This is a genomic window from Caulobacter sp. DWR3-1-2 (assembly GCF_049896225.1).
Taxonomy (GTDB): domain Bacteria; phylum Pseudomonadota; class Alphaproteobacteria; order Caulobacterales; family Caulobacteraceae; genus Caulobacter.
The window spans coordinates 227,525-247,304 of sequence record NZ_JAFCTW010000002.1 but is presented as its reverse complement, the minus strand read 5'-3'; the positions used below and the strand labels follow the sequence as shown (position 1 = coordinate 247,304).

Annotated in this window: 11 protein-coding genes; 7 read left to right on the top strand and 4 right to left on the bottom strand. The window is 67.4% G+C overall.

The annotated features are described in order from the left end of the window. Positions 1–175: 175 nt before the first annotated feature. Positions 176–2,329, bottom strand: coding sequence for a methylmalonyl-CoA mutase (scpA, locus tag ACP696_RS03470; protein WP_426043465.1), 2,154 nt, complete (start codon positions 2,327–2,329; stop codon positions 176–178). After that, positions 2,326–3,771 carry a methylmalonyl-CoA mutase family protein gene (locus ACP696_RS03465; RefSeq protein ID WP_426043507.1) on the bottom strand — a complete coding sequence of 482 codons (1,446 nt, stop codon included), beginning with the start codon at positions 3,769–3,771 and terminating at the stop codon, positions 2,326–2,328. The genes scpA and ACP696_RS03465 overlap by 4 nt, the downstream gene beginning before the upstream one ends. A 183-nt stretch (positions 3,772–3,954) precedes the next feature. On the opposite strand from ACP696_RS03465, the gene ACP696_RS03460 reads away from it, so the two are divergent. The 5 genes from ACP696_RS03460 to ACP696_RS03440 all read left to right on the top strand — a co-directional run bounded on the left by ACP696_RS03460 (position 3,955) and on the right by ACP696_RS03440 (position 11,715). Then, positions 3,955–4,962, top strand: coding sequence for an NAD(P)H-dependent flavin oxidoreductase (locus ACP696_RS03460; RefSeq protein ID WP_426012908.1), 1,008 nt, complete (start codon positions 3,955–3,957; stop codon positions 4,960–4,962). Between the two features lie 92 nt (positions 4,963–5,054). Then, positions 5,055–5,795: a DUF2793 domain-containing protein gene (locus ACP696_RS03455; RefSeq protein ID WP_426043464.1), complete on the top strand. Its 741-nt coding sequence runs from the start codon at positions 5,055–5,057 to the stop codon at positions 5,793–5,795. 504 nt (positions 5,796–6,299) lie between these two features. Beyond that, positions 6,300–6,866 (top strand): TMEM165/GDT1 family protein, encoded by a 567-nt coding sequence (locus tag ACP696_RS03450; RefSeq protein ID WP_426043463.1) that lies wholly within the window; start codon positions 6,300–6,302, stop codon positions 6,864–6,866. 96 nt (positions 6,867–6,962) lie between these two features. Next, positions 6,963–10,607: a hydantoinase B/oxoprolinase family protein gene (locus ACP696_RS03445; protein ID WP_426043462.1), complete on the top strand. Its 3,645-nt coding sequence runs from the start codon at positions 6,963–6,965 to the stop codon at positions 10,605–10,607. Positions 10,608–10,656: 49 nt separating this feature from the next. Further along, a complete protein-coding gene (locus ACP696_RS03440; protein ID WP_426012902.1) occupies positions 10,657–11,715 on the top strand; it encodes a LacI family DNA-binding transcriptional regulator in 1,059 nt (352 codons plus the stop codon). Positions 11,716–11,764: 49 nt separating this feature from the next. Here ACP696_RS03440 and ACP696_RS03435 read toward each other — a convergent pair whose 3' ends face one another. Further along, positions 11,765–14,020, bottom strand: a complete 2,256-nt coding sequence (locus ACP696_RS03435) for a beta-glucosidase (RefSeq protein ID WP_426012901.1) — start codon at positions 14,018–14,020, stop codon at positions 11,765–11,767. A 212-nt stretch (positions 14,021–14,232) separates the two neighbouring features. Here ACP696_RS03435 and ACP696_RS03430 point away from each other — a divergent pair, with 212 nt between their 5' ends. Both ACP696_RS03430 and ACP696_RS03425 read left to right on the top strand, forming a co-directional pair. Further along, positions 14,233–16,605, top strand: a complete 2,373-nt coding sequence (locus ACP696_RS03430) for a TonB-dependent receptor (RefSeq protein ID WP_426012900.1) — start codon at positions 14,233–14,235, stop codon at positions 16,603–16,605. A gap of 292 nt (positions 16,606–16,897) precedes the next feature. Further along, complete coding sequence (locus ACP696_RS03425; RefSeq protein WP_426012898.1) at positions 16,898–18,439, top strand: tryptophan halogenase family protein; 1,542 nt, start codon at positions 16,898–16,900, stop codon at positions 18,437–18,439. 42 nt (positions 18,440–18,481) lie between these two features. Here the strand turns inward: ACP696_RS03425 and ACP696_RS03420 are convergent, their stop codons facing one another. Next, positions 18,482–19,720, bottom strand: a complete 1,239-nt coding sequence (locus ACP696_RS03420) for an acetyl-CoA C-acetyltransferase (RefSeq protein ID WP_426012896.1) — start codon at positions 19,718–19,720, stop codon at positions 18,482–18,484. Positions 19,721–19,780: the final 60 nt, after the last annotated feature.

Below are 19,780 nucleotides of genomic sequence, written 5' to 3'. Positions count from 1 at the left end.
GTACCCATTGGCCGTGGGATCGCGATGGACGAAAATCCGGCGGCCATAAGCATCGACCACCAATAGTCGGTCACGCCATGCCGAGCGTCGAGTTCGGCCTTGACCCTGAGGTCATGCAGGATCGAGCTGTCAGCCACTTCGATCAGACGCAGGACGTCGCCGCCTCGCACCTCGTTCACCCTTCCCCCTGCGTATACCCCAACTGCTTGTTCAGCTTTTCCAGCAGCTCGATGACCGCCTCGGCGATCACCGTGCCCGGCGGGAAGATCGCCGCCGCGCCGGCTTGCCGCAAGGCGTCGAAGTCCTGGGGCGGGATCACGCCGCCGACCACCATCATGATGTCGCCGCGTCCCTGCTTGGCCAGTTCGGCCTTCAGTTCAGGCGCCAGGGTCAGGTGTCCGGCCGCCAGGGACGAGGCCCCGACGATGTGGACGTCGTGGGCCACGGCCTGCTGCGCGGCCTCGGCCGGGGTCTGGAACAGCGGGCCGATGTCGACGTCGAAGCCGAGGTCGGAGAAGGCGCTGGCGATCACCTTCTGGCCCCGATCGTGGCCATCCTGGCCCATCTTGGCGACCAGGATGCGAGGCGGGGCCCCGTGGGCCTCCTGGAAGGCCGCGACCATGGCGCGGGCCCGGGCGGCCTTGGGATCGGCGCCGGCCTCCTTGCCATAGACGCCCTCGATCGACTGGATGGTGGCCCGATGGCGGCCGAAGACGTTCTCCATGGCCAGGCTGATCTCGCCGACCGTGGCGTGGGCGCGGGCCGCATCGACGGCCAGGGCCAGCAGGTTCTCGGCGCCCCGCGCGCCGTCTTCCAGGGCCTTCAGCGCGGCGGCCGTCCTGGCAGGATCACGCGCGGCCTTCAGGCGGGCCAGTTTTTCCAGCTGCTGGGCGCGGACCGACGAGTTGTCGACCTTCAGCATCGGGATGACGTCTTCCACCTCCGGCTTGTAGCGGTTGACGCCCACCACGCTCTGGCGATTGGCGTCGATGCGGGCCTGGGTCTTGGCGGCGGCCTCCTCGATGCGCAGCTTGGGAATGCCCTGCTCGATAGCCTTGGCCATGCCGCCGGCCGCCTCGACCTCCTCGATATGGGCGAGGGCGCGGACGGCCAGGTCGTGGGTCAGGCGCTCGACATAGTAGGACCCGCCCCACGGGTCGGCGACACGGGTCGTACCGCTTTCCATCTGCAGGAACAGCTGGGTGTTGCGGGCGATGCGGGCCGAAAAGTCGGTGGGCAGGGCCAGGGCCTCGTCCAGGGCGTTGGTGTGCAGGCTCTGGGTCTGGCCGTTGACCGCCGCCATGGCCTCGACGCAGGTGCGCGGCACGTTGTTGAACACGTCCTGCGCCGCCAGCGACCAGCCAGAGGTCTGGCTGTGGGTGCGCAGGGACAGCGAGCGCTCGTCCTTCGGCGCGAACTCCCGCTTCATCAGCCCGGCCCAAAGCAGCCGGGCCGCGCGCATTTTCGCGACCTCCATGAAGTAGTTCATGCCGATCGCCCAGAAGAACGACAGGCGCGGGGCAAAGGTGTCGATGCTCATGCCGGCCGCGACCCCCGCGCGGGCGTATTCGACGCCGTCGGCCAGGGTATAGGCCAGCTCCAGGTCGGCCGAGGCCCCGGCCTCCTGCATGTGATAGCCGCTGATCGAGATCGAGTTGAACTTCGGCATGTGCGTCGAGGTGTAGGCGAAGATGTCCGAGATGATCCGCATCGAGGGGGCGGGCGGATAGATGTAGGTGTTGCGGACCATGAACTCCTTGAGGATGTCGTTCTGGATGGTCCCCGACAGCTTGTCGGCGCTGACGCCCTGCTCCTCGGCGGCGACGATGTAGAGCGCCAGTATCGGCAACACCGCGCCGTTCATGGTCATTGACACGCTCATCTTGTCGAGCGGGATGCCGCTGAACAGCGTGCGCATGTCGAGGATGGAGTCGATGGCCACGCCGGCCATGCCGACATCGCCCTTCACCCGCTCATGGTCGCTGTCATAGCCGCGGTGGGTGGCCAAGTCGAAGGCCACGGACAGACCCATCTGACCCGCCGCCAGGTTGCGCCGGTAAAAGGCGTTGCTGTCCTCGGCAGTCGAGAAGCCGGCATACTGCCGCACCGTCCACGGATTGGTGACATACATGGTCGGGTAGGGGCCGCGCAGATAGGGCGCGACGCCGGGATAGCCGCCGGTGAAGTCCAGGCCCTCGACATCGGCCTGCGTGAACGACGCTGCGACACCGACGCCTTCGGGCGTGTTCCAGACGGGGCCATCAGCGGGCGCGTCGGCGGTGGCGCCGGTCTCGAAGGCGATGTCGGCGAAATTCGGGAACTTGCTCATGCGACAGCGCCCTCGAAGGCGGCGGCGAAACGAATCGGGGTCATGGGCCGGCACTTGGAGTCCGGTCCCGGCACGCGGGTGCTGGGCCCTTCCAGCGCGAAGTCGGAAAGATCAGGCGTAGCCACCTCGGCAGGCTTGTCGGCGGCGTTGGGGAAGGCGGTGACGCCCAGGATCTTGCGGCTCTTGTCGGCGAACTGGGCCGCCTGGGCCTCGCAGGTGTCGGCGACGATATCGGCGATCAGGCCGCTTTCCAGGGCTTTTACGATGCCGCCGTCAGCCTCGATGGCCTGGAAACCGCCCCACGCGGCGCGGGCCAGCAGGTCGGTGAGGTTGTCGAGATACCACGCCCCGCCGGCCGGATCTGCGACGCGGCCCAGGTGGCTTTCTTCCATCAGCACCAACTGGGTATTGCGCGCCTGGCGACGGCCAAAGGCGGTGGGCAGGCCGAGGGCGTCGGTGAAGGCGCCCAGCACGACGGCGTCGGCTCCACCGACGGCGCCGGCGAAGGCCGCCGAGGTCAGGCGCAGCAGGTTGGTCCAGGCGTCGGCCTTCGTCAGCATGCGGTTGGAGGAGCGGGCCTCGATCACGGCCGGAACGCAAACGCCGCACGCGTCGGTGATCCTCGCCCACAGGGCCCGAGCGGCGCGAACCTTGGCGACGCCGGTGAAATATTCTGCGTCGAGGCTGACGCCCAAGACGATACGCGAGAAGGCCTCCTCCATCGACAGGCCGGCACGGACCAGGGCCTTGGCGTAGGTCACGGCGCTGGCGGTCATCATCGCCAGCTCCTCGGTGTTGGACCCGCCGGCCTCGTGCGCCGCGCGGCCGGTGGCCAGGAACAGGCTGGCCTTGGCGTAGGTCTCCGACAGCCGCGCGCCGACCGTCGCCGCAGCGATCAGGTGGCCCTCGATCGGGCCGGGAGAGACGCCCGCCTGGGCGAAGGCAGTCAGCGGATCCATGTGGAAGGCCAGGGGCGCGTTGGGGGCCGACTTGGCCAGCGTCCCCAGCCAGTCGGCGGCCTTGGGACCCAGGAACCCGGCGTCCAGGGCGACGGGCGCCAGGTCCAGCATCACGCCGTTCAGCGCCAGGGCCAGGTCCTGCACGGCGCCGACGGCGACACCGCTCTGTCCCGTCGGATCGATGGCCAGCAGAACCGAAGCCGCGCCGTTCTCCAGGTCCTTCATGATCTCGGATGCGGTCTGGCGGGGATCAGGATGGGCGGCGCGCATCCGCAGGTCCCACGGACGATCGGCGTCGCGGGCGCGCAGGTCGCGCACCACGACCGCGCCGTCCTTGGCCGTATAGAGGGGCCGAATCGCAATGCCATCGGCAGTCTGGGTGATCAGGGCGTCGTCGAAGCTCTGGCCCTTCAGGGTCTTCTCGACCAGGGCCAGCCACTTAGTTTCGTCCGGGGGGCCGAAATCCTCGGCCAGCGGCGTGATCGCCTCAGTCACGTCGTTTCTCTCCTGCAGTGCAGCATTTTCTTGTTTTGACCAGCAGATGCCTCTCTGCCCTAGGGTAGGTCAAGCGCTTGCACATGCCACGAACGAGCGTTTAAGCTAACGCTGATTACATGAGCGGCCCGGAGTGGTCGCCCCCGGAAGACCCAAGAGGAGACGACGTCCATGGCCTTGCCGCCGATCCTGCGCGACCGCCTGCGCCTGCCTGTCATTGCGTCTCCGCTGTTCATCATCAGCAACCCGGACCTGGTCATCGCCCAGTGCAAGGCGGGGATCGTCGGATCGTTCCCGGCCCTCAATGCCCGACCGATCTCGCAGCTGGACGAGTGGTTGGCGCGGATCACGGAAGAATTGGCCGCCTATGATCGCGCCCATCCCGAAGCGCCCTCGGCGCCGTTCGCGGTCAATCAGATCGTCCACAAGAGCAATAACCGGCTCGAGGAAGACATCGAAATGTGCGTCAAGCACAAGGCGCCCGTGGTCATCACCTCGCTGGGCGCGCGCGAGGACCTCAATGCGGCCATTCACTCCTACGGCGGCATCACCCTGCATGACGTGATCAACGACCGCCACGCCCACAAGGCCATCGAGAAGGGCGCCGACGGCCTGATCCCGGTGGCGGCCGGGGCGGGCGGCCATGCCGGCACCCTGTCGCCCTTCGCCCTCGTGCAGGAAATCCGCGCCTGGTTCGACGGGCCGGTGGCGCTGTCGGGCGCGATCGCGTGCGGCCGATCGATCCTGGCCGCCCAGGCCATGGGCGCGGACCTGGCCTATATCGGCTCGGCGTTCATCGCCACCGCCGAGGCCAACGCGCCCCAGGGCTACAAGGACACCATCGTCGAGGCCTCGGCCAACGACATCGTCTATTCCAACCTCTTCACCGGGGTGCACGGCAATTACCTGCGCCAGTCGATCGTCCGGGCCGGTCTCGATCCGGAAAACCTGCCGGTCAGCGATCCTTCGGCCATGAACTTTGGCTCGGGTGGCAACCAGGACGCCAAGGCCTGGCGCGATATCTGGGGTTCGGGCCAGGGCGTCGGGGCGATCGACGCGGTGCTGACCGCCGGCGAGCTGGTGGCCAAGTTCGCAGAGCAGTACGAGGATGCGAAGGCGGAGCTGGCGGCCAAGACGGCCTTCACATCGGGCGCCCGCCTGGCTTTCGCGGCCCAGTAGACGGGGACGAAGAGGGGGATCGACCCGCGTCGGTCCTCCGTCACTCGCGGCGGGGCGAGAATGGAGGCCTTGAAACCTCCAGGAGCCTTCCGATGTCCGACGACGCCACCCCCCGCCTGTCGCTGCCCTATGTAGCCGCAGGCCAGGCCCAGAAACACATCACGGTCAACGAGGCCTTCGCCCGGCTGGACGGTCTCGTTCAGCTCGCGGTCGAGAGCCGCACGATCGTCGCCCAGCCCGTCGCGCCAGCCGACGGCGCGATCCATATCCTGCCCGCCGCCGCGACCGGGGCCTTCTGGGCCGGCAAGGCGGCGGGATTGCTCACCCGGTTCGAGGCTGGGGCCTGGGAGGCGCTGACCCCGGCGGCCGGTTGGCTGGCCTGGGTCAAGGACGAGGGCCATGCGGTGATCTCCGACGGCGCGACCTGGACGCCCCTGGCCGCGACCTTCAAGGCCGTCACGGCGGCCAAGTCGCCGTTCGGCGCCAATACGCGGTTCGAGATCGTCGAACAGGAAGTCACCCTGTCGGGCGCTTTGACCGCCACCACGGTCGTCATCCCTAACCGCGCCATCGTCCTGGGCGTCTCGACCCGCACCAGCGTCGCGGTGACGGGCGCGACGTCCTACAGCTGCGGCGTCAGCGGTGACACGGCGAAGTTCGGCTCGGGCCTGGGCGTCGCCAAGAACACCAACAATGTCGGGGTGGTGGGGCCGACGGCCTACTACGCCGACACTGCGGTGGTGATCACGGCGGCCGGCGGCAGCTTCACCGGCGGCAAGGTGCGGGTGGCGATCCACGTCATGCGCTTCGATGGGGCGGGGGTGGTTCCCTAGAGGCGGCAAACTCACAACCCCCCACCGCCGTCATCCCGGACAACCCCGGCGAAAGCCGGGGGCAGATCCGGGACCGCCGGAAGCGCCTGCCTTCACGCGTCGGTTCCGGATCTTCGCGCAGCGCGCTCGTCCGGGATGACAACGGAGGGCCCCCCTCGATGGCCGACAGGTCTAACGGGAACGGCTTGGCCAGCGTCAGACTGGCGACCGGCTTGCGAAGTCCCTGGGCATCGGGCGCGACCTTTCGACCGGCAGACGCGCATTGACCGCCGCGTCTCGCGCCGCTACCAACCGCTCACCTTTGGGGAGTAGCCGCCCGCACCGATCAGCGGGGCCCGTCGTCAACATACTTGGTCTTCCTTCTTCAAGAGGGGTGAGATCATGGCGCGGGTGGAGGAAGCCGACAGGCTTCCGCGGCGAGACCAATGGCGTCGGTTTCCGTTCCGGGCTGGGCGGGGTCTCCGACGCTATTGGCATGCGCTCGGCCCTGACGGTACCTGATCCATGGAATCCCTGTTTGTGTCGGCCCTCGTGGTGGCCATCGCCGAGATCGGCGACAAGACCCAGCTCTTGGCCATCATCCTGGCTACGCGCTTCAAAAAGCCCGTGCCGATCATCCTGGGCATACTGGTCGCCACCCTGGCCAACCACGCCCTGGCGGCGCTGGCCGGCTCGCTGGCCTCGGACTTCTTCGGCGGAACCTGGTTTAAGTGGGCGATCGCCGTCTCGTTCATCGCCATGGCCGCCTGGGCCCTGATCCCCGACAAGGTCGATGACGACATGCCCGGCGGCAAGGGTCGCTACGGCGTGTTCCTGACCACAACCATCGCCTTCTTCCTGGTCGAGATGGGCGACAAGACCCAGATCGCCACCATCGCCCTGGGCGCGCGCTTCCACAACGTGCTGCTGGTCGCGGCCGGCACCACCCTGGGCATGATGGTCGCCAACGTGCCGGCGGTCTATTTCGGCGAGGCGGTGACCAAGGTCGTGCCGCTCAAATATGTCCGCATGGGCGCCGCTCTGGTTTTCCTGGGCCTCGGCGTTTGGGCCGCGATCGAGGCGATGCGTTGAAGTCTCCTTCGCCCGCAAGAGAGAGAAGGATCGCGAGGCGCCCTTGATGCGAACCTTCCCCAACGCCAAAAGGGACCTCTGACCAAGGGGCCATGAATGACCGAACGCGGCTGGGAGTTCTGGATTGATCGCGGCGGCACCTTCACCGACATCGTCGCGCGGCGTCCCGACGGGACCCTGGTCACCCACAAGCTGCTGTCCGAGAACCCCGAGCAGTATGACGACGCCGCCGTGGCGGGCGTGCGGGCCTTGCTGGGCGCCGAGACCGCCGTCGACGCGGTCAAGATGGGCACCACCGTGGCCACCAACGCCCTGCTTGAGCGCCAGGGCGAGCCGACGGTGCTGGCGATCACCAAGGGCCATGCCGACGCCCTGCGGATCGGCTACCAGGCGCGGCCCAAGCTGTTCGACCGCAAGATCGTCAAACCCGAGGCGCTCTACACCCGGGTGGTCGAGATCGACGAACGGATGACCGTCGAGGGCGCCGTTCTGCGACCGCTGGACGAGGCCTCCGCGCGCGACGGTCTGCGGGCCGCCTTCGACGCCGGCTTTCGCGCGGTGGCCATCGTGCTGCTGCATGGCTTTCGCTTTACCGACCACGAGGCGCGTGTCGCCGCCATCGCGCGCGATATCGGCTTCAGCCAGGTGTCGGTCAGCCACGAGGTCAGCCCGCTGATGAAGCTGGTGGGGCGGGGCGACACCACGGTGGTCGATGCCTACCTATCGCCGGTCCTGCGCCGCTATGTCGACAAGGTCGCCAGTGCCCTCAAGGCGAAAGAGGGGGGCCGCGAGACCCGGCTGCTGTTCATGCAGAGCAATGGCGGCCTGACCGACGCCCACGCCTTCCGGGGCAAGGACGCCATCCTGTCGGGGCCGGCCGGCGGCGTGGTGGGCATGGCCAAGACCGCCGCCCAAGCCGGTTTCGACCGCGTCATCGGCTTCGACATGGGCGGCACCTCGACCGACGTCTGCCACTTCGCGGGCGAATATGAGCGGGCCTACGAGACCGTGGTGGCGGGCGTGCGGATGCGCGCGCCGATGATGAACATCCACACCGTGGCGGCCGGCGGCGGCTCGATCTGCGTCTTTGACGGGGCGCGGTTCCGGGTGGGACCGGCCTCGGCCGGCGCCAATCCCGGTCCCGCCTGCTACCGGCGCGGCGGGCCGCTGACGGTGACCGATTGCAATGTCATGCTGGGCAAGCTGTCGCCCGAGTTCTTCCCGGCGGTGTTTGGGCCGCACGCCGATCAGCGGCTGGACCGCGACATCGTCATGGCGCGCTTGGAGGCCATGGCCGGCGAGATCCTGACCGCGACCGGCCGCGATATGAGCCCCGCCCAGATCGCCGGGGGCTTCGTGACCATCGCCGTGGAGAACATGGCCAAGGCCGTGCGGCAGATCTCGATCCAGCGCGGCTACGATGTCACCCGCTATGTGCTGGCCTGTTTCGGCGGGGCCGGCGGACAGCATGCCTGCCTGGTGGCCGACGCGCTTGGCATGTCCAAGGTGATGATCCACCCGTTCGCCGGCGTGCTCAGCGCCTACGGCATGGGCCTGGCCGAACTGCGGATCCTGCGGGAGGCGACCGTCGAGCAACCGCTGTCCGACGCCAGCGACTTGGTCGAGCGCGCTGCGGTTTTGGCCAGCGAAGCCGAGGTGGCCCTACGCGGGCAAGATGTGCCGTTGATCCGTGTCGAGACGATCTCCAGCCTGCTGGTCAAATATGCTGGGACCGATACGCCCCTTCGCGTACCGCTGGGCGATGCAGCGGCCGTGCGCACCGCGTTCGAGACCCTGCATCAGCGGCGCTTTGGCTTTATCTCGCCCAGTACAGCCTTGATGGTTGAGGCCTTGGCGGTCGAGGCCATCGGTCACGCCGACGCCGGGACCGCGCCCGATCTGGGCGCTGCCCCGGCCGGCGACGTCGAGGCCTTGGCCACGGTGCTCACCCGCATGGCCGGCTTGGAACACGCCACGCCGGTGTTCGACCGCGCCGCCTTGCCAATCGCCGCAACGATCGCCGGTCCGGCCATCATCCGCGAGGCCACCGGGACCACCGTGATCGAGCCCGGCTGGCAAGCCACGGTCGATGCGCACCTCAACCTGATCCTCGACCGCGTCGTCGCCCTGGCCAAGCGCCACGCGGTGGGCGCGGCGGCCGATCCGGTGATGCTGGAGGTGTTCAACAACCTGTTCATGGCCGTGGCCGAGGAGATGGGTTTCGCTCTGCAGAACACCGCCTATTCGGTCAATATCAAGGAGCGGCTGGACTTTTCCTGCGCCCTGTTCGACCGGGACGGCAACCTGATCGCCAACGCCCCGCACATGCCGGTGCATCTGGGCTCGATGGGCGACAGCGTTCGAGCCATCCGCGAGGCGCGCGACGGCGATGGCCGGGGCATGAAACCAGGCGACGTCTACATGCTCAACGCGCCCTACAACGGCGGCACCCACCTGCCGGACGTCACGGTGGTGATGCCGGTGTTCGACGCGGCCGGGGTTCTGATCTTCTACGTCGCAGCCCGGGGCCACCAGGGCGACATCGGCGGCATCACGCCGGGCTCGATGCCGCCCAACAGCCGGACGGTCGAGGAGGAGGGGGTGCTGATCGAGAACGTCCTGCTGGTCGAGGGCGGACGGTTCCTGGAGGCCGAGGTCCGGGTCCTGCTGGCCTCGGGCCGTTGGCCGGCCCGCAATCCCGACCAGAACATCGGCGACCTCAAGGCCCAGGTCGCGGCCTGCGCGCGCGGGGCCGAGAGCCTGACCGGGTTGGTCGCCGAGTTCGGCCAGGATGTGATCGAGGCCTATATGGCTCACGTGCAGGACAATGCCGAGGAGGCCGTGCGGCGAGTATTGGCGACCCTGTCGGACGGCGCCTTCGCCTACGAGCTGGACGACGGCAGCGTGGTGCAGGTGGCCATCACCGTCGATCGCGCGGCCCGCGCGGCGCGGGTCGATTTCGCCGGCACCAGCGATCAGGTCCCAACCAATTTCAACGCCCCGGCCTCGATCTGCCGGGCGGCGGCGCTGTACGTGTTCCGGACCCTGGTCGATGACGAGATCCCGATGAACGACGGTTGCCTGCGGCCGGTCGAGCTGGTCATTCCGGAAGGCTCCATGCTCAAGCCGCGCTATCCGGCGGCGGTGGTGGCCGGCAATGTCGAGACTAGCCAGGTGGTGGTCGACGCCCTCTATGGCGCGTTGGGTGTGATGGCCGCCGCCCAGGGCACGATGAACAATTTCACCTTCGGCGACGACCGGCGGCAGTACTACGAGACTATCTGCGGGGGGGCTGGGGCCGGTCCGGACTTCGACGGCGCCGACGCGGTCCAGACCCACATGACCAACAGCCGCCTCACCGATCCCGAGGTGCTGGAGAGTCGCTATCCGGTGCTGGTCGAGGCTTTCTCGATCCGGCGGGGGTCAGGCGGCGTCGGTGCGCATCATGGCGGCGACGGCGTGGTGCGCAGGATCGGTTTCCGTGAGCCGATGACCGCCACCCTGCTATCCAACCGACGCCGCGTGGCGCCGTTCGGTCTGGCTGGCGGCGGGGCGGGGCAGTTGGGCGCGGCGCGGGTCGAGCGGGCGAACGGAAGCGTGCTGGCCCTCGGGGCCACCGATGCGGCCGAGATGCTGGCCGGCGATGTGATCGTCATCGAGACGCCGGGTGGCGGCGGGTACGGCGAACCGGCGCCGACTGGTGGCGCCGCACCATCGTCTGACGTCCGGGGGCAGACATAAGGTTTCGCGGTCGCTAGGCTCGAATCTGAAGCGGGGGAATGGATTCTGCATGGCGAAGCGGCCGGCCACGATCATCCATGTCGCCGAGAAGGCGCGCGTGTCGGTCAAGACGGTGTCGCGAGTGCTCAACAATGAGCCCAACGTCACGCCGGACCTGAAGGAACGCGTGCTCGCGGCCGTCGAGAAGCTGGGCTACAGCCCCAGCAAGGCCGCCCGCACCATGGCCGGTTCGCGTTCCTACCTGCTGGTCGCCTTCAACGACCGCCGCCTGACCCTGGACAACTGGCGCAGCGAACGCGGTAACGAGTGGATCGACCAGATGCTTTATGGCGCCATGCTGCGCTGCGAGCAGTCGGGCTATCACCTGATGTTCGAGCTGGTCGATCGGGAGTCCGACCAGTTGGAGAAACAGATCACTGCGGTCCTGTCGTCGCTGCAGCCCGACGGCGTGATCCTGACGCCGCCCAACTGCGAGAACCCGGTGGTGCTGGCGGCTCTAAAAAAGCGAAGTATCCCGTTCGTGCGGCTCAACACCCCCGTCAAGGGGCAGGGGCCGCGGGTCTATATGGACGACCGGGCCGCCGCGCGGCAGGCGACCAAGCATTTGCTGGGCTTGGGTCACAGGCGGATCGGCATGATCGCCGGGGACTACAAGTTCTCGTCCTCCATCCTGCGGGTCGAGACCTTCGTGGCGACCATGGAAGCGGCGGGCCAGGCTGTTCCCGACGACTGGATCTACAAGGGCGACTTCACGTTCGAGGCCGGGGTCGCCGGCGCCAACGCCTTGCTGGACTTGGCTTTGCCGCCGACCGCAATCATGGCCTCCAACGACCAGATGGCGCTGGGCGTGGTCAGCGTGGCCCAGGCGCGTGGCCTGGCGGTGCCGGGCGACCTGTCGATCCTCAGCTATGACGATTCGATCGGGGTGCGGCTGAGCGTTCCGTCGCTGACGGCGGTGCGCCAGCCGGTGGCCCGGATGGCCGAGAAGGCCGCCGACATGCTGATCATGGCCAGCGCCTCGGGCGAGAAGCTGACGGCGGGCAGTCAGATGCTGCCTTTCGAACTGATGGTCCGCGCCTCAACGGGGCCCGCGCCGAAAGCGTCCTAATATTGCGAGAGAGGGGGCGGAGCGGTCACCGCCGCTCCGCCCTTTCGCCTTATTTTCCGTCGTACGACACCGGCAGCGACTTGGCCGCCACCGTCACGTTCGCCTTGGCCGAGAGCGTCCGGGACGAGGAGCCCAGCGACACTTCATACGATCCGCCCGCGATCTCCCAGGTCTTGCCCTTGGAGTCGAAGGTGGCCAGCAGGCGTGGATCGACCGTGACGCTGACCTCGGTGCTGGCGCCAGGGGCCAGGGCGACCTTCTTGAAACCGCCGAGGCGGCGCGGGGACTCCCAGCCTCCGGCCGTGGGACCGACATAGACCTGTGGCACGTCCTTGCCAGTGACCTTGCCGGTGTTCTTGACGGTGAAGCTGACGGTCAGCTTGTCGCCGGTCACCGAGGTCTTCAAGCCGCTGTAGCCGAAGGTCGAGTAGGACAGGCCGTGGCCGAAGGCGAACAGCGGCTGGAGGCCCTTCTGGTCGAACCACTTGTAGCCCACCGCCGCGCCCTCGACATAGGCGACGTCGCAGAAGTCCTCCGGCTTGGCCGGGTCGCAGTCGATCGTCTGGCGAGGCAATTGGGCGGCGCTTTGCGGGAAGGTGATCGGCAGGCGTCCCGACGGGTTGACCTCGCCGGTCAGCACCCGGGCTATGGCCTCGCCGCCATTGGTGCCCGGATACCAGGCCTCGACCACGGCGCCGACCTTGTCGAGCCAAGGCATCAGCACCGGACCGCCGGTTTCCAGCACCACGATGGTCTTGCGATTGGCCGCGCCGACGGCGGCGATCAGGCCGTCCTGATCGTCGGCCAGGGTCAGGGAATAGTCCTGCGACTCGGCCGCCCACTGGTGGGCGAAGACCACGACCAGGTCGCTTTGCGCGGCCAGTTTGGCGGCGGCGGCTGGATCGGTCCCGTCGCTATAGGTGAACCGGGCGCCGGGGTTTCTGGCCTGCAACGCCTTCAGCGGCGAAGAGGGGTGATAGACGATCGGGCCGGGGAAGCCGCTGGGGCCCAGGCCCTTCACCGCCATGCCGCCGATCGGGAACACCTGGGACGAGCCGCCGCCCGACAGCACCCCAACGTCGGAATGCGAGCCGATCACGGCGATCGTCTTGGCGGTCTTGGCCCCCTTTCCAGAAAGGAGCGGGAGGAGGCCGTCGTTCTTCAGCAGAACGATGGCTTCCTCGGCGTCGGCCTGGGTGACCTTGGCGTGGGCGGCGAAGTCGATCGGTCCCGGGGTGACCGGATGGTCGAACAGGCCGTGGGCGAACATCGAGCGGGTGATGCGGCGGACCATGTCGTCCAGGCGCGCCTGTGGCACCGAGCCGTCGGCCACGGCGGCCTTCAGCGGCGCGCCAAAGAAGGGCTGTTTGTCGAAGGTGTAGGCCGACTCCTGGTCCAGGCCCGCATTGGCGGCCTTGGCGGTGGAGTGCACGCCGCCCCAGTCGGACATCACGAAGCCCGGATAAGCCCAGTCGGTCTTCAACACCTCGTTGAGCAGGTAGTTGTTCTCGCAGGCATAGGCGCCATTGATGCGGTTATAGGCGCACATCACCGAGCCTGGGTTCGACTGTTCGATCGCGAATTCGAAGGCCAGGAAGTCCGAAGCCCGGGCGGCGTCGTCCGCGACATTGGAGCTGACCGTCATCCGGCCGGTCTCCTGGGCGTTCAGGGCCCAGTGCTTGATGGTCGAGATGATGTTGTTGGACTGGATGCCGCGGATCTGCGCGCCGACGATCACGCCAGCCAGTAGCGGATCCTCGCCGCCATATTCGAAGTTGCGGCCGTTGCGCGGTTCGCGCGCCAGGTTGACGCCGCCGGCCAGTTGCACGTTGAAGCCCGACGACCGTGCCTCCGAACCGATCATCGCGCCGCCCTTGTAGGCGACCTCGGGATTCCAGGTGGCGGCGGTGGCCAGGCCGGAGGGCAGGGAGGTGCGCTCGCGGTAGGGATCGCTGGTCTCGCGCTGGGTGGCGACACCCACGCCGGCGTCGGTTTCCCACAGGGCGGGCACACCCAGGCGGGGAATGCCGGGAATATAGCCGGCCGAGCCCATGCGGGCTTCCGGCGAAGGCGTGAACTGCGGCTTCTTCTGGTTCGAGCCAAAGAACCCGAACACCAGGGTCAATTTCTCGTCCTGCGTCATTTGGGCAACGACCAGGTCGGCGCGTTGATCGGCGCTCAGCCTGGTGTTCATCCAAGGTTTCGCCGAGATCGCGGGGGCGGCCTGGGCGTGAGCAGCGGCGGCCGGCAACGCCGTTGAGAGCATCAGGGCCATGGCCAAGCCACGCATCTGCTGTCGTTTCATTCTTTTCCTCCCTTAGAAAGCTTGCCCTATTCAAGGCATTCGATCGCTGTTTGCTTATATCACGGCTTCTACTTTTAGCTAAACATATCACTAAAAGCCGAGGTTTGAACTAAACACTGAATATAAGTGTGATTGACAACGTTGTCCTACTGTAGCTATTCACGGCATGCAAGTCGCGACCAAAAAGGATCGCACACAGGGAGGGATGAAGAATGAAACTCCGCAATACGCTCTTGGCCGGGACCTCGGCCGTAACGGCCTTGATCGCCGCCACCGCCGTGCAGGCCCAGACCGCTCAGGCCCCGGCAGACAACATCCAAATCGAGGAAATCACGGTCACCGCCACCAAGCGTGAGACCAACCTGCAGGACACCCCGATCGCCATTACGGCGTTTGGCCAAGGCTCGCTCGACCGCCAGCAGGTAGAGGATGTCACCGATCTGGCCAAGTTCGTGCCCAGCATGGCCATCAACCAGCAAGGCGACCAGGGCGCGATCCTGGTGACCATGCGCGGCATCGGCAACGATAACGCCTACACCGAAGTTGCCGACCCCGAGGTCGCCATCTATGTGGACGGCATCTATTCGCCGCGCGCCCAGGGCGCTGCGGTGCTGATGTACGACATGGACGCCGTCGAGGTGCTGCGCGGCCCGCAAGGCACGCTGTTTGGCCGCAACGCCACGGTCGGCGCCATCAGCCTACGCACGGCCAGGCCGACGACGGACGACTATTACGGCAGCGCCGAACTGGTGGCCGGTTCGTACAACCGCCTGGGCGCCCGCTTCTCGGTCAACATGCCGCTGTCGGACACCTTCGCCATCCGCATCGCCGGCATCACCGAGCGCCACGACGGCTATGCCGACTACCAGCAGCCCCCGGCCGGCAACGGCATCAACCCCGCCGCCTTCGTCACCACCGGCAAGAAGTACTACGCCCAGGACCAGCGCTCGCTGCGCGTCAGCGCCCTGTGGAAGGCCACCGAAAAGCTGACCTGGAACGTCAATGTCGAGGGCTATCAGGATACCGGCGCGCCGGTCATCGGCCTGATGCAGACCCCGCGCGCCGGCCAGAAGAAGTGGTCGACGCTCAGTGACACCGCCGCCGAGAGCGATCGCTATTCCTACGGCATCCGTAGCCAGCTGGACTATGCGGTCACCGACGACATCGGCCTGACCTACATCACCGGCTGGCAACGGGTGGGTGGCGGCGCCAACAGCGACGCCGACGCCGGCGCCTTGCCGCCGACCAGCGCCACCACTCCGGGCGGCGCCTTCAACGAGAACCGCACCGTCTGGTCGCGCAACGACGCCTACAGCCACGAAGTCCAGTTGAAGTCGACCGGCGACGATCGGGCCGTCGACTGGATCCTGGGCGGCTATTACAGCCACGAAGACAACTCGATCCGCTTCGACATCGACCAGCGCAACGGCTATCGCGGCGGCACCTTCGCCTGGGCCGGCAGCTTCATCCAGGCCGCCCGCACCATCGAGTCCAAGGCCGCCTTCACCCAGGCCGTCTGGCACGCCACCGACCGCATTCGCCTTACCGGCGGCCTTCGCTACACCAAGGACACCAAGCAGGACGTCGGCGGCCGCAACGTGATGTTCGACGGCTGCCCCGATCCGGCCGGCAGCTTCTCGTGCACCTACGGGACCTATGGCCACGGCATCTTCGCCGTCGGCCGCAGCCTGACCGCCGCCCAGCTGCTGACGCTGCTGCCGGGCTACGCGATCTCGCCCAACGATGTGAAGGGCAGCTGGAGCAAGCTGACCTGGCTGGCCCGCGCCGACGCCGATCTGACCGACGACGTGCTGGTCTATGCCTCGGTCGGCACCGGCTTCAAGTCGGGCAACATCCAGGACGGCGGCAAGCTGACCAACCCGGAAACCCTGACCAACTACGAAGTGGGTTCGAAGATCCGCTTCCTGGACGGCCGAGCCACGCTGAATCTCGCAGCCTACTACGCGGACTTCAAAGGCTATCAGGTCAACCAGGCGGTCACGACCCGCAACCCGGACGGCTCAGTGAAGTCCTCGCAACTGGTGACCCAAAACGCCAAGGGCGCGACGGCGTACGGCTTCGAAGCCGAACTAACCGCCAACCTGACCGCCGTCGACCGCCTGCAGTTTTCCGCCTCGCTCCAAAAGACCGAGATGGACGACCTGCAGAGCATCGACGCCCGCCTCTATGCCAACAACGACCCCACCAAGCTGGTCAATGTGAAGGGCAACGAACTTGCCCACGCGCCGCGCTTCTCGGGCACGGTCTCGTACGAGCATGTGTTCGAGCTGAGCAACGGCGGGCGGATCACCCCGCGCCTGAGCACCCACATCGAAAGCAAGAGCTGGCTGTCCTACTTCAATCAGGGCGCCGCCGACCAGCAGAAGGGCTATACGCGCTCCGACCTGGTGGTGCGCTACGAGCCGCCAGAAGATCCGTGGTCGCTCGAAGGCTTTGTCCAGAACATTGAGGACAAGAACATCAAGTCCGGGGCCGGCGCCTTCGGGGGGCCGTCCACCCCGGTATGGCTGTCGGTTTATCAACCCCCGCGCACCTGGGGCTTCCGCGTCCGCGCGAAGTTCTAGGGCATTTTTCGAGCGAAGTGGTTCCGGTTCGCGTGAAGAAAAATGCGTCAAAACAGAAGATTAGAGCTCACGGCCTGACGCAGTCAGGTCGGGAAATGCTCTAGGCTCGCATGGGACCGGCCCTCCGCCTCCGGCGGTGGGCCGGTCCATCGAAGTTTCTTGAGCGTTCCACCTCCCAGACTGACGCTCTCCCGGGTGGCGGCTATTCCCCTGACGCCGCCCGGGCTTTTCTTTGTTTTCCCGACTCGGGGTCCAGTCCCTCCCTGAGCAATCTTTGAGGGATCATCCGCTCATGGCAGGCAACCGCATCGTCATCGTCGGCGGCGGCACGGCGGGCTGGCTGACGGCCGCCTTCCTGGCCAAGGCGCTGGGCGCGAACCGTCCAGGCGGCGCCAGCATCACCCTGGTCGAGTCGCCGGACATCGGCATCATCGGCGTGGGCGAGGGCACGTTTCCCACCATCCGCGCGACGCTCGCCACGCTGGGGGTCAGCGAGGCGCGGTTCCTGCGAGAGAGCTCGGCCACCTTCAAGCAGGGGGTACTGTTCCGCGACTGGGAACGGCGTTCATCGGACGGCAAGGCTTCCGAATACTTTCACCCGTTCAACGTGCCGGTCCAACCGGGCGGGCGTGATCTGTCGCCCTATTGGCTGCTGGACCGCCAGGCGGGATCGACCGTCCCATTCGCTGACGCGGTGACCAACCAGAGCCAGGTCGTCGCCCATGGCCTAGGCCCCAAGCGGCTGGAGGACCCCGACTTCCAGGGGCCGATGAACTATGCCTACCATTTCGACGCCGCCCGCTTCGCCGACTTCCTGCGCGGCGTGGCCAAGGACCTGGGCGTCGTCCACCTGACCGGCAAGGTCGAGACGGTGCAACGCGACGGCGAGACCGGCGACATCGCCTCGGTCACGGCCGGCGGACTGGGCGTCATCGAGGGCGACCTGTTCATCGACTGTTCGGGCTTCCGCGCCCTGCTGATCGGCGAGGCCCTGGGCGTGCCGTTCAAGCGCTGCGACGATGTGCTGTTCAACGATCGCGCCCTGGCCGTGCAGGTCCCCTACGCCACGCCGGACGCGCCGATCGCGCCCTACACCCTGGCCACCGCTCACGAGGCGGGTTGGACCTGGGACATCGGCCTGGAGAACCGCCGGGGCGTCGGCTACGTGTTCTCCAGCCGGCACAGCGACGAGGCGCGGGCCGAAGAGGTGCTTCGGGCCTATGTCGGCAAAGAGGCCGACCTTCTGCCGGTGCGGTTGCTGAAGTTCCAGACCGGCTATCGCGAGACCCAGTGGGTCGGCAACTGCGTGGCCGTGGGCCTGTCGGCGGGCTTCTTCGAGCCGCTGGAGTCCACCGGCAGCATGCTGATCGAGGCCGCCGCGATGATGATCGCCGACACCTTCCCGCTGAAGGGCAGGGCGGCGATGGAAGGCGCGGCGCGCAACTTCAGCAGCGCCATGAGTGGCCGCTTCGAGCGGATCGTCGCCTTCCTCAAGCTGCACTACTGTCTGTCCAAGCGCGAAGAGCCCTATTGGCGCGACAACGCCGACCCGGCCTCGTGGCCTCAAGGTCTGCGCGACATGCTGGCCCAGTGGGCGCACCGGCCGGTGTCGCGCTTCGACTTCGTCGTCGATCTGGAGACCTTCCTGCCGGCCAGCTACCAGTTCATCCTCTACGGCATGAACGCCGCGACCGATTTCTCGCCGGTCGACGGGCGGTATCCCGATGGCGTGCTGGCGCGGCAGACCTTCGAAAAGGTGGCGGCGGCCTCGACCGAGGCGCTGAAGCACCTGCCGGTCCATCGCAAGCTGGTCGAGGCTTACTACGCGCGATGACTGGTCCGGCAGGGGACAGGCGTATGCGCCTGTCCCCATGCGCTATACCCGCTCGATGATGATCGCCGGGGCCATGCCGCCCGCCGCGCACATCGTCACCAGGCCGCGCTTCAGGCCCCGCCGCTCCAACTCGTCCAGCATCGTGCCGATCAGGATCGACCCGGTCGCGCCGATCGGATGGCCCAGCGCCATCGCCCCGCCATTGACATTGACCTTGTCGCGGTCGAGCCGCAGGTCGCGGATAAACTTCTCGGCCACCACGGCGAAGGCCTCGTTGATCTCCCACAGGTCGATGTCGTCAACCGTCAGTCCGGCCTTGGCCAGCACCTTGCGGGCGGCGGGAACCGGGGCGTTGAGCATCAGGGTCGGGCTGTCGCCGATATTGGCCATGGCGATCACGCGGCCGCGCGGCTTCAGGCCGTGGGCGGCGGCATAGGACGGCGAGGCCAGCAGCACCGCCGCCGCGCCATCGACCACACCCGAGGAATTGCCGGCGTGGTGCACATGGTTGATCTTGAGGTCCGGATAGACCTGGTGGATCAGCCCGCCCAGGGTGGTCCCCGCCTCGTCGATCGGCACGCCGGCCATCATCTCGAACGAGGCCTTCAGCGATGACAGGCCCTCGATCGTTGTCTCGGGGCGAGGGAACTCCTCGCGGTCCAGGGCCACCGAGCCGTCGTCGCGATAGACCGGCACCAGCGACTTGTCGAAATGGCCGTGGCGGATCGCGTGGTCGGCGCGCTGCTGACTCAGCAGGGCCAACTCGTCCAGCGCCCGGCGGTCGATGCCTTCCAGGGTGGCGATGGCGTCGGCGCAGACCCCCTGGTGGGTCTGGGGATGGCGGGCCCGCAGGCGCAGATTGCCGGAGTCCAGCAGGCCCACCGAGGTCCGATCCGCAGTGGCGGCGGTGTAGGACATCATTTCCGTGCCGCCGGCGATCACCAGGTCTTCCATGCCCGACATGATCGAGGCCGCAGCCAGGTTCACCGTGGTGATGCCCGAGCCGCAGAACCGGTCCAGGGTCATGCCGCTGGCCCGCACGTCGTAGCCGGCGTCCAGAGCGGCCATCCGGCCCATGTCGCCGCCCTGCTTGCCGCGCTGGGTGCTCGTGCCCCAGATGATGTCATCGACCTCAGCGGTGTTCAGCGCGTTCCGCTCGGCCAGGGCCTTCAGCACAGTGGCGGCCAGGTGCTGGGGATGGTGGTCGGCCAACGCTCCCTTGCCAACCTTGCCGATGCCGCGCGGCGTCCGGCAGGCGTCGATGATCAGGGCCTCGGGCATAGCGGCGTTCCTCCCAGAACGGTTGCCTAAAACGGCATTGAACCGACCTGAGCGCCGGCG

Bases quoted from the DNA above. Each gene is read 5' to 3' on its own strand.
- scpA (WP_426043465.1), bottom strand. From the start codon at position 2,329: ATGAGCAAGTTCCCGAATTTCGCCGACATCGCCTTCGAGACCGGCGCC.
- ACP696_RS03460 (WP_426012908.1), top strand. From the start codon at position 3,955: ATGGCCTTGCCGCCGATCCTGCGCGACCGCCTGCGCCTGCCTGTCATT.
- ACP696_RS03455 (WP_426043464.1), top strand. From the start codon at position 5,055: ATGTCCGACGACGCCACCCCCCGCCTGTCGCTGCCCTATGTAGCCGCA.
- ACP696_RS03450 (WP_426043463.1), top strand. From the start codon at position 6,300: ATGGAATCCCTGTTTGTGTCGGCCCTCGTGGTGGCCATCGCCGAGATC.
- ACP696_RS03445 (WP_426043462.1), top strand. From the start codon at position 6,963: ATGACCGAACGCGGCTGGGAGTTCTGGATTGATCGCGGCGGCACCTTC.
- ACP696_RS03440 (WP_426012902.1), top strand. From the start codon at position 10,657: ATGGCGAAGCGGCCGGCCACGATCATCCATGTCGCCGAGAAGGCGCGC.
- ACP696_RS03435 (WP_426012901.1), bottom strand. From the start codon at position 14,020: ATGAAACGACAGCAGATGCGTGGCTTGGCCATGGCCCTGATGCTCTCA.
- ACP696_RS03430 (WP_426012900.1), top strand. From the start codon at position 14,233: ATGAAACTCCGCAATACGCTCTTGGCCGGGACCTCGGCCGTAACGGCC.
- ACP696_RS03425 (WP_426012898.1), top strand. From the start codon at position 16,898: ATGGCAGGCAACCGCATCGTCATCGTCGGCGGCGGCACGGCGGGCTGG.
- ACP696_RS03420 (WP_426012896.1), bottom strand. From the start codon at position 19,720: ATGCCCGAGGCCCTGATCATCGACGCCTGCCGGACGCCGCGCGGCATC.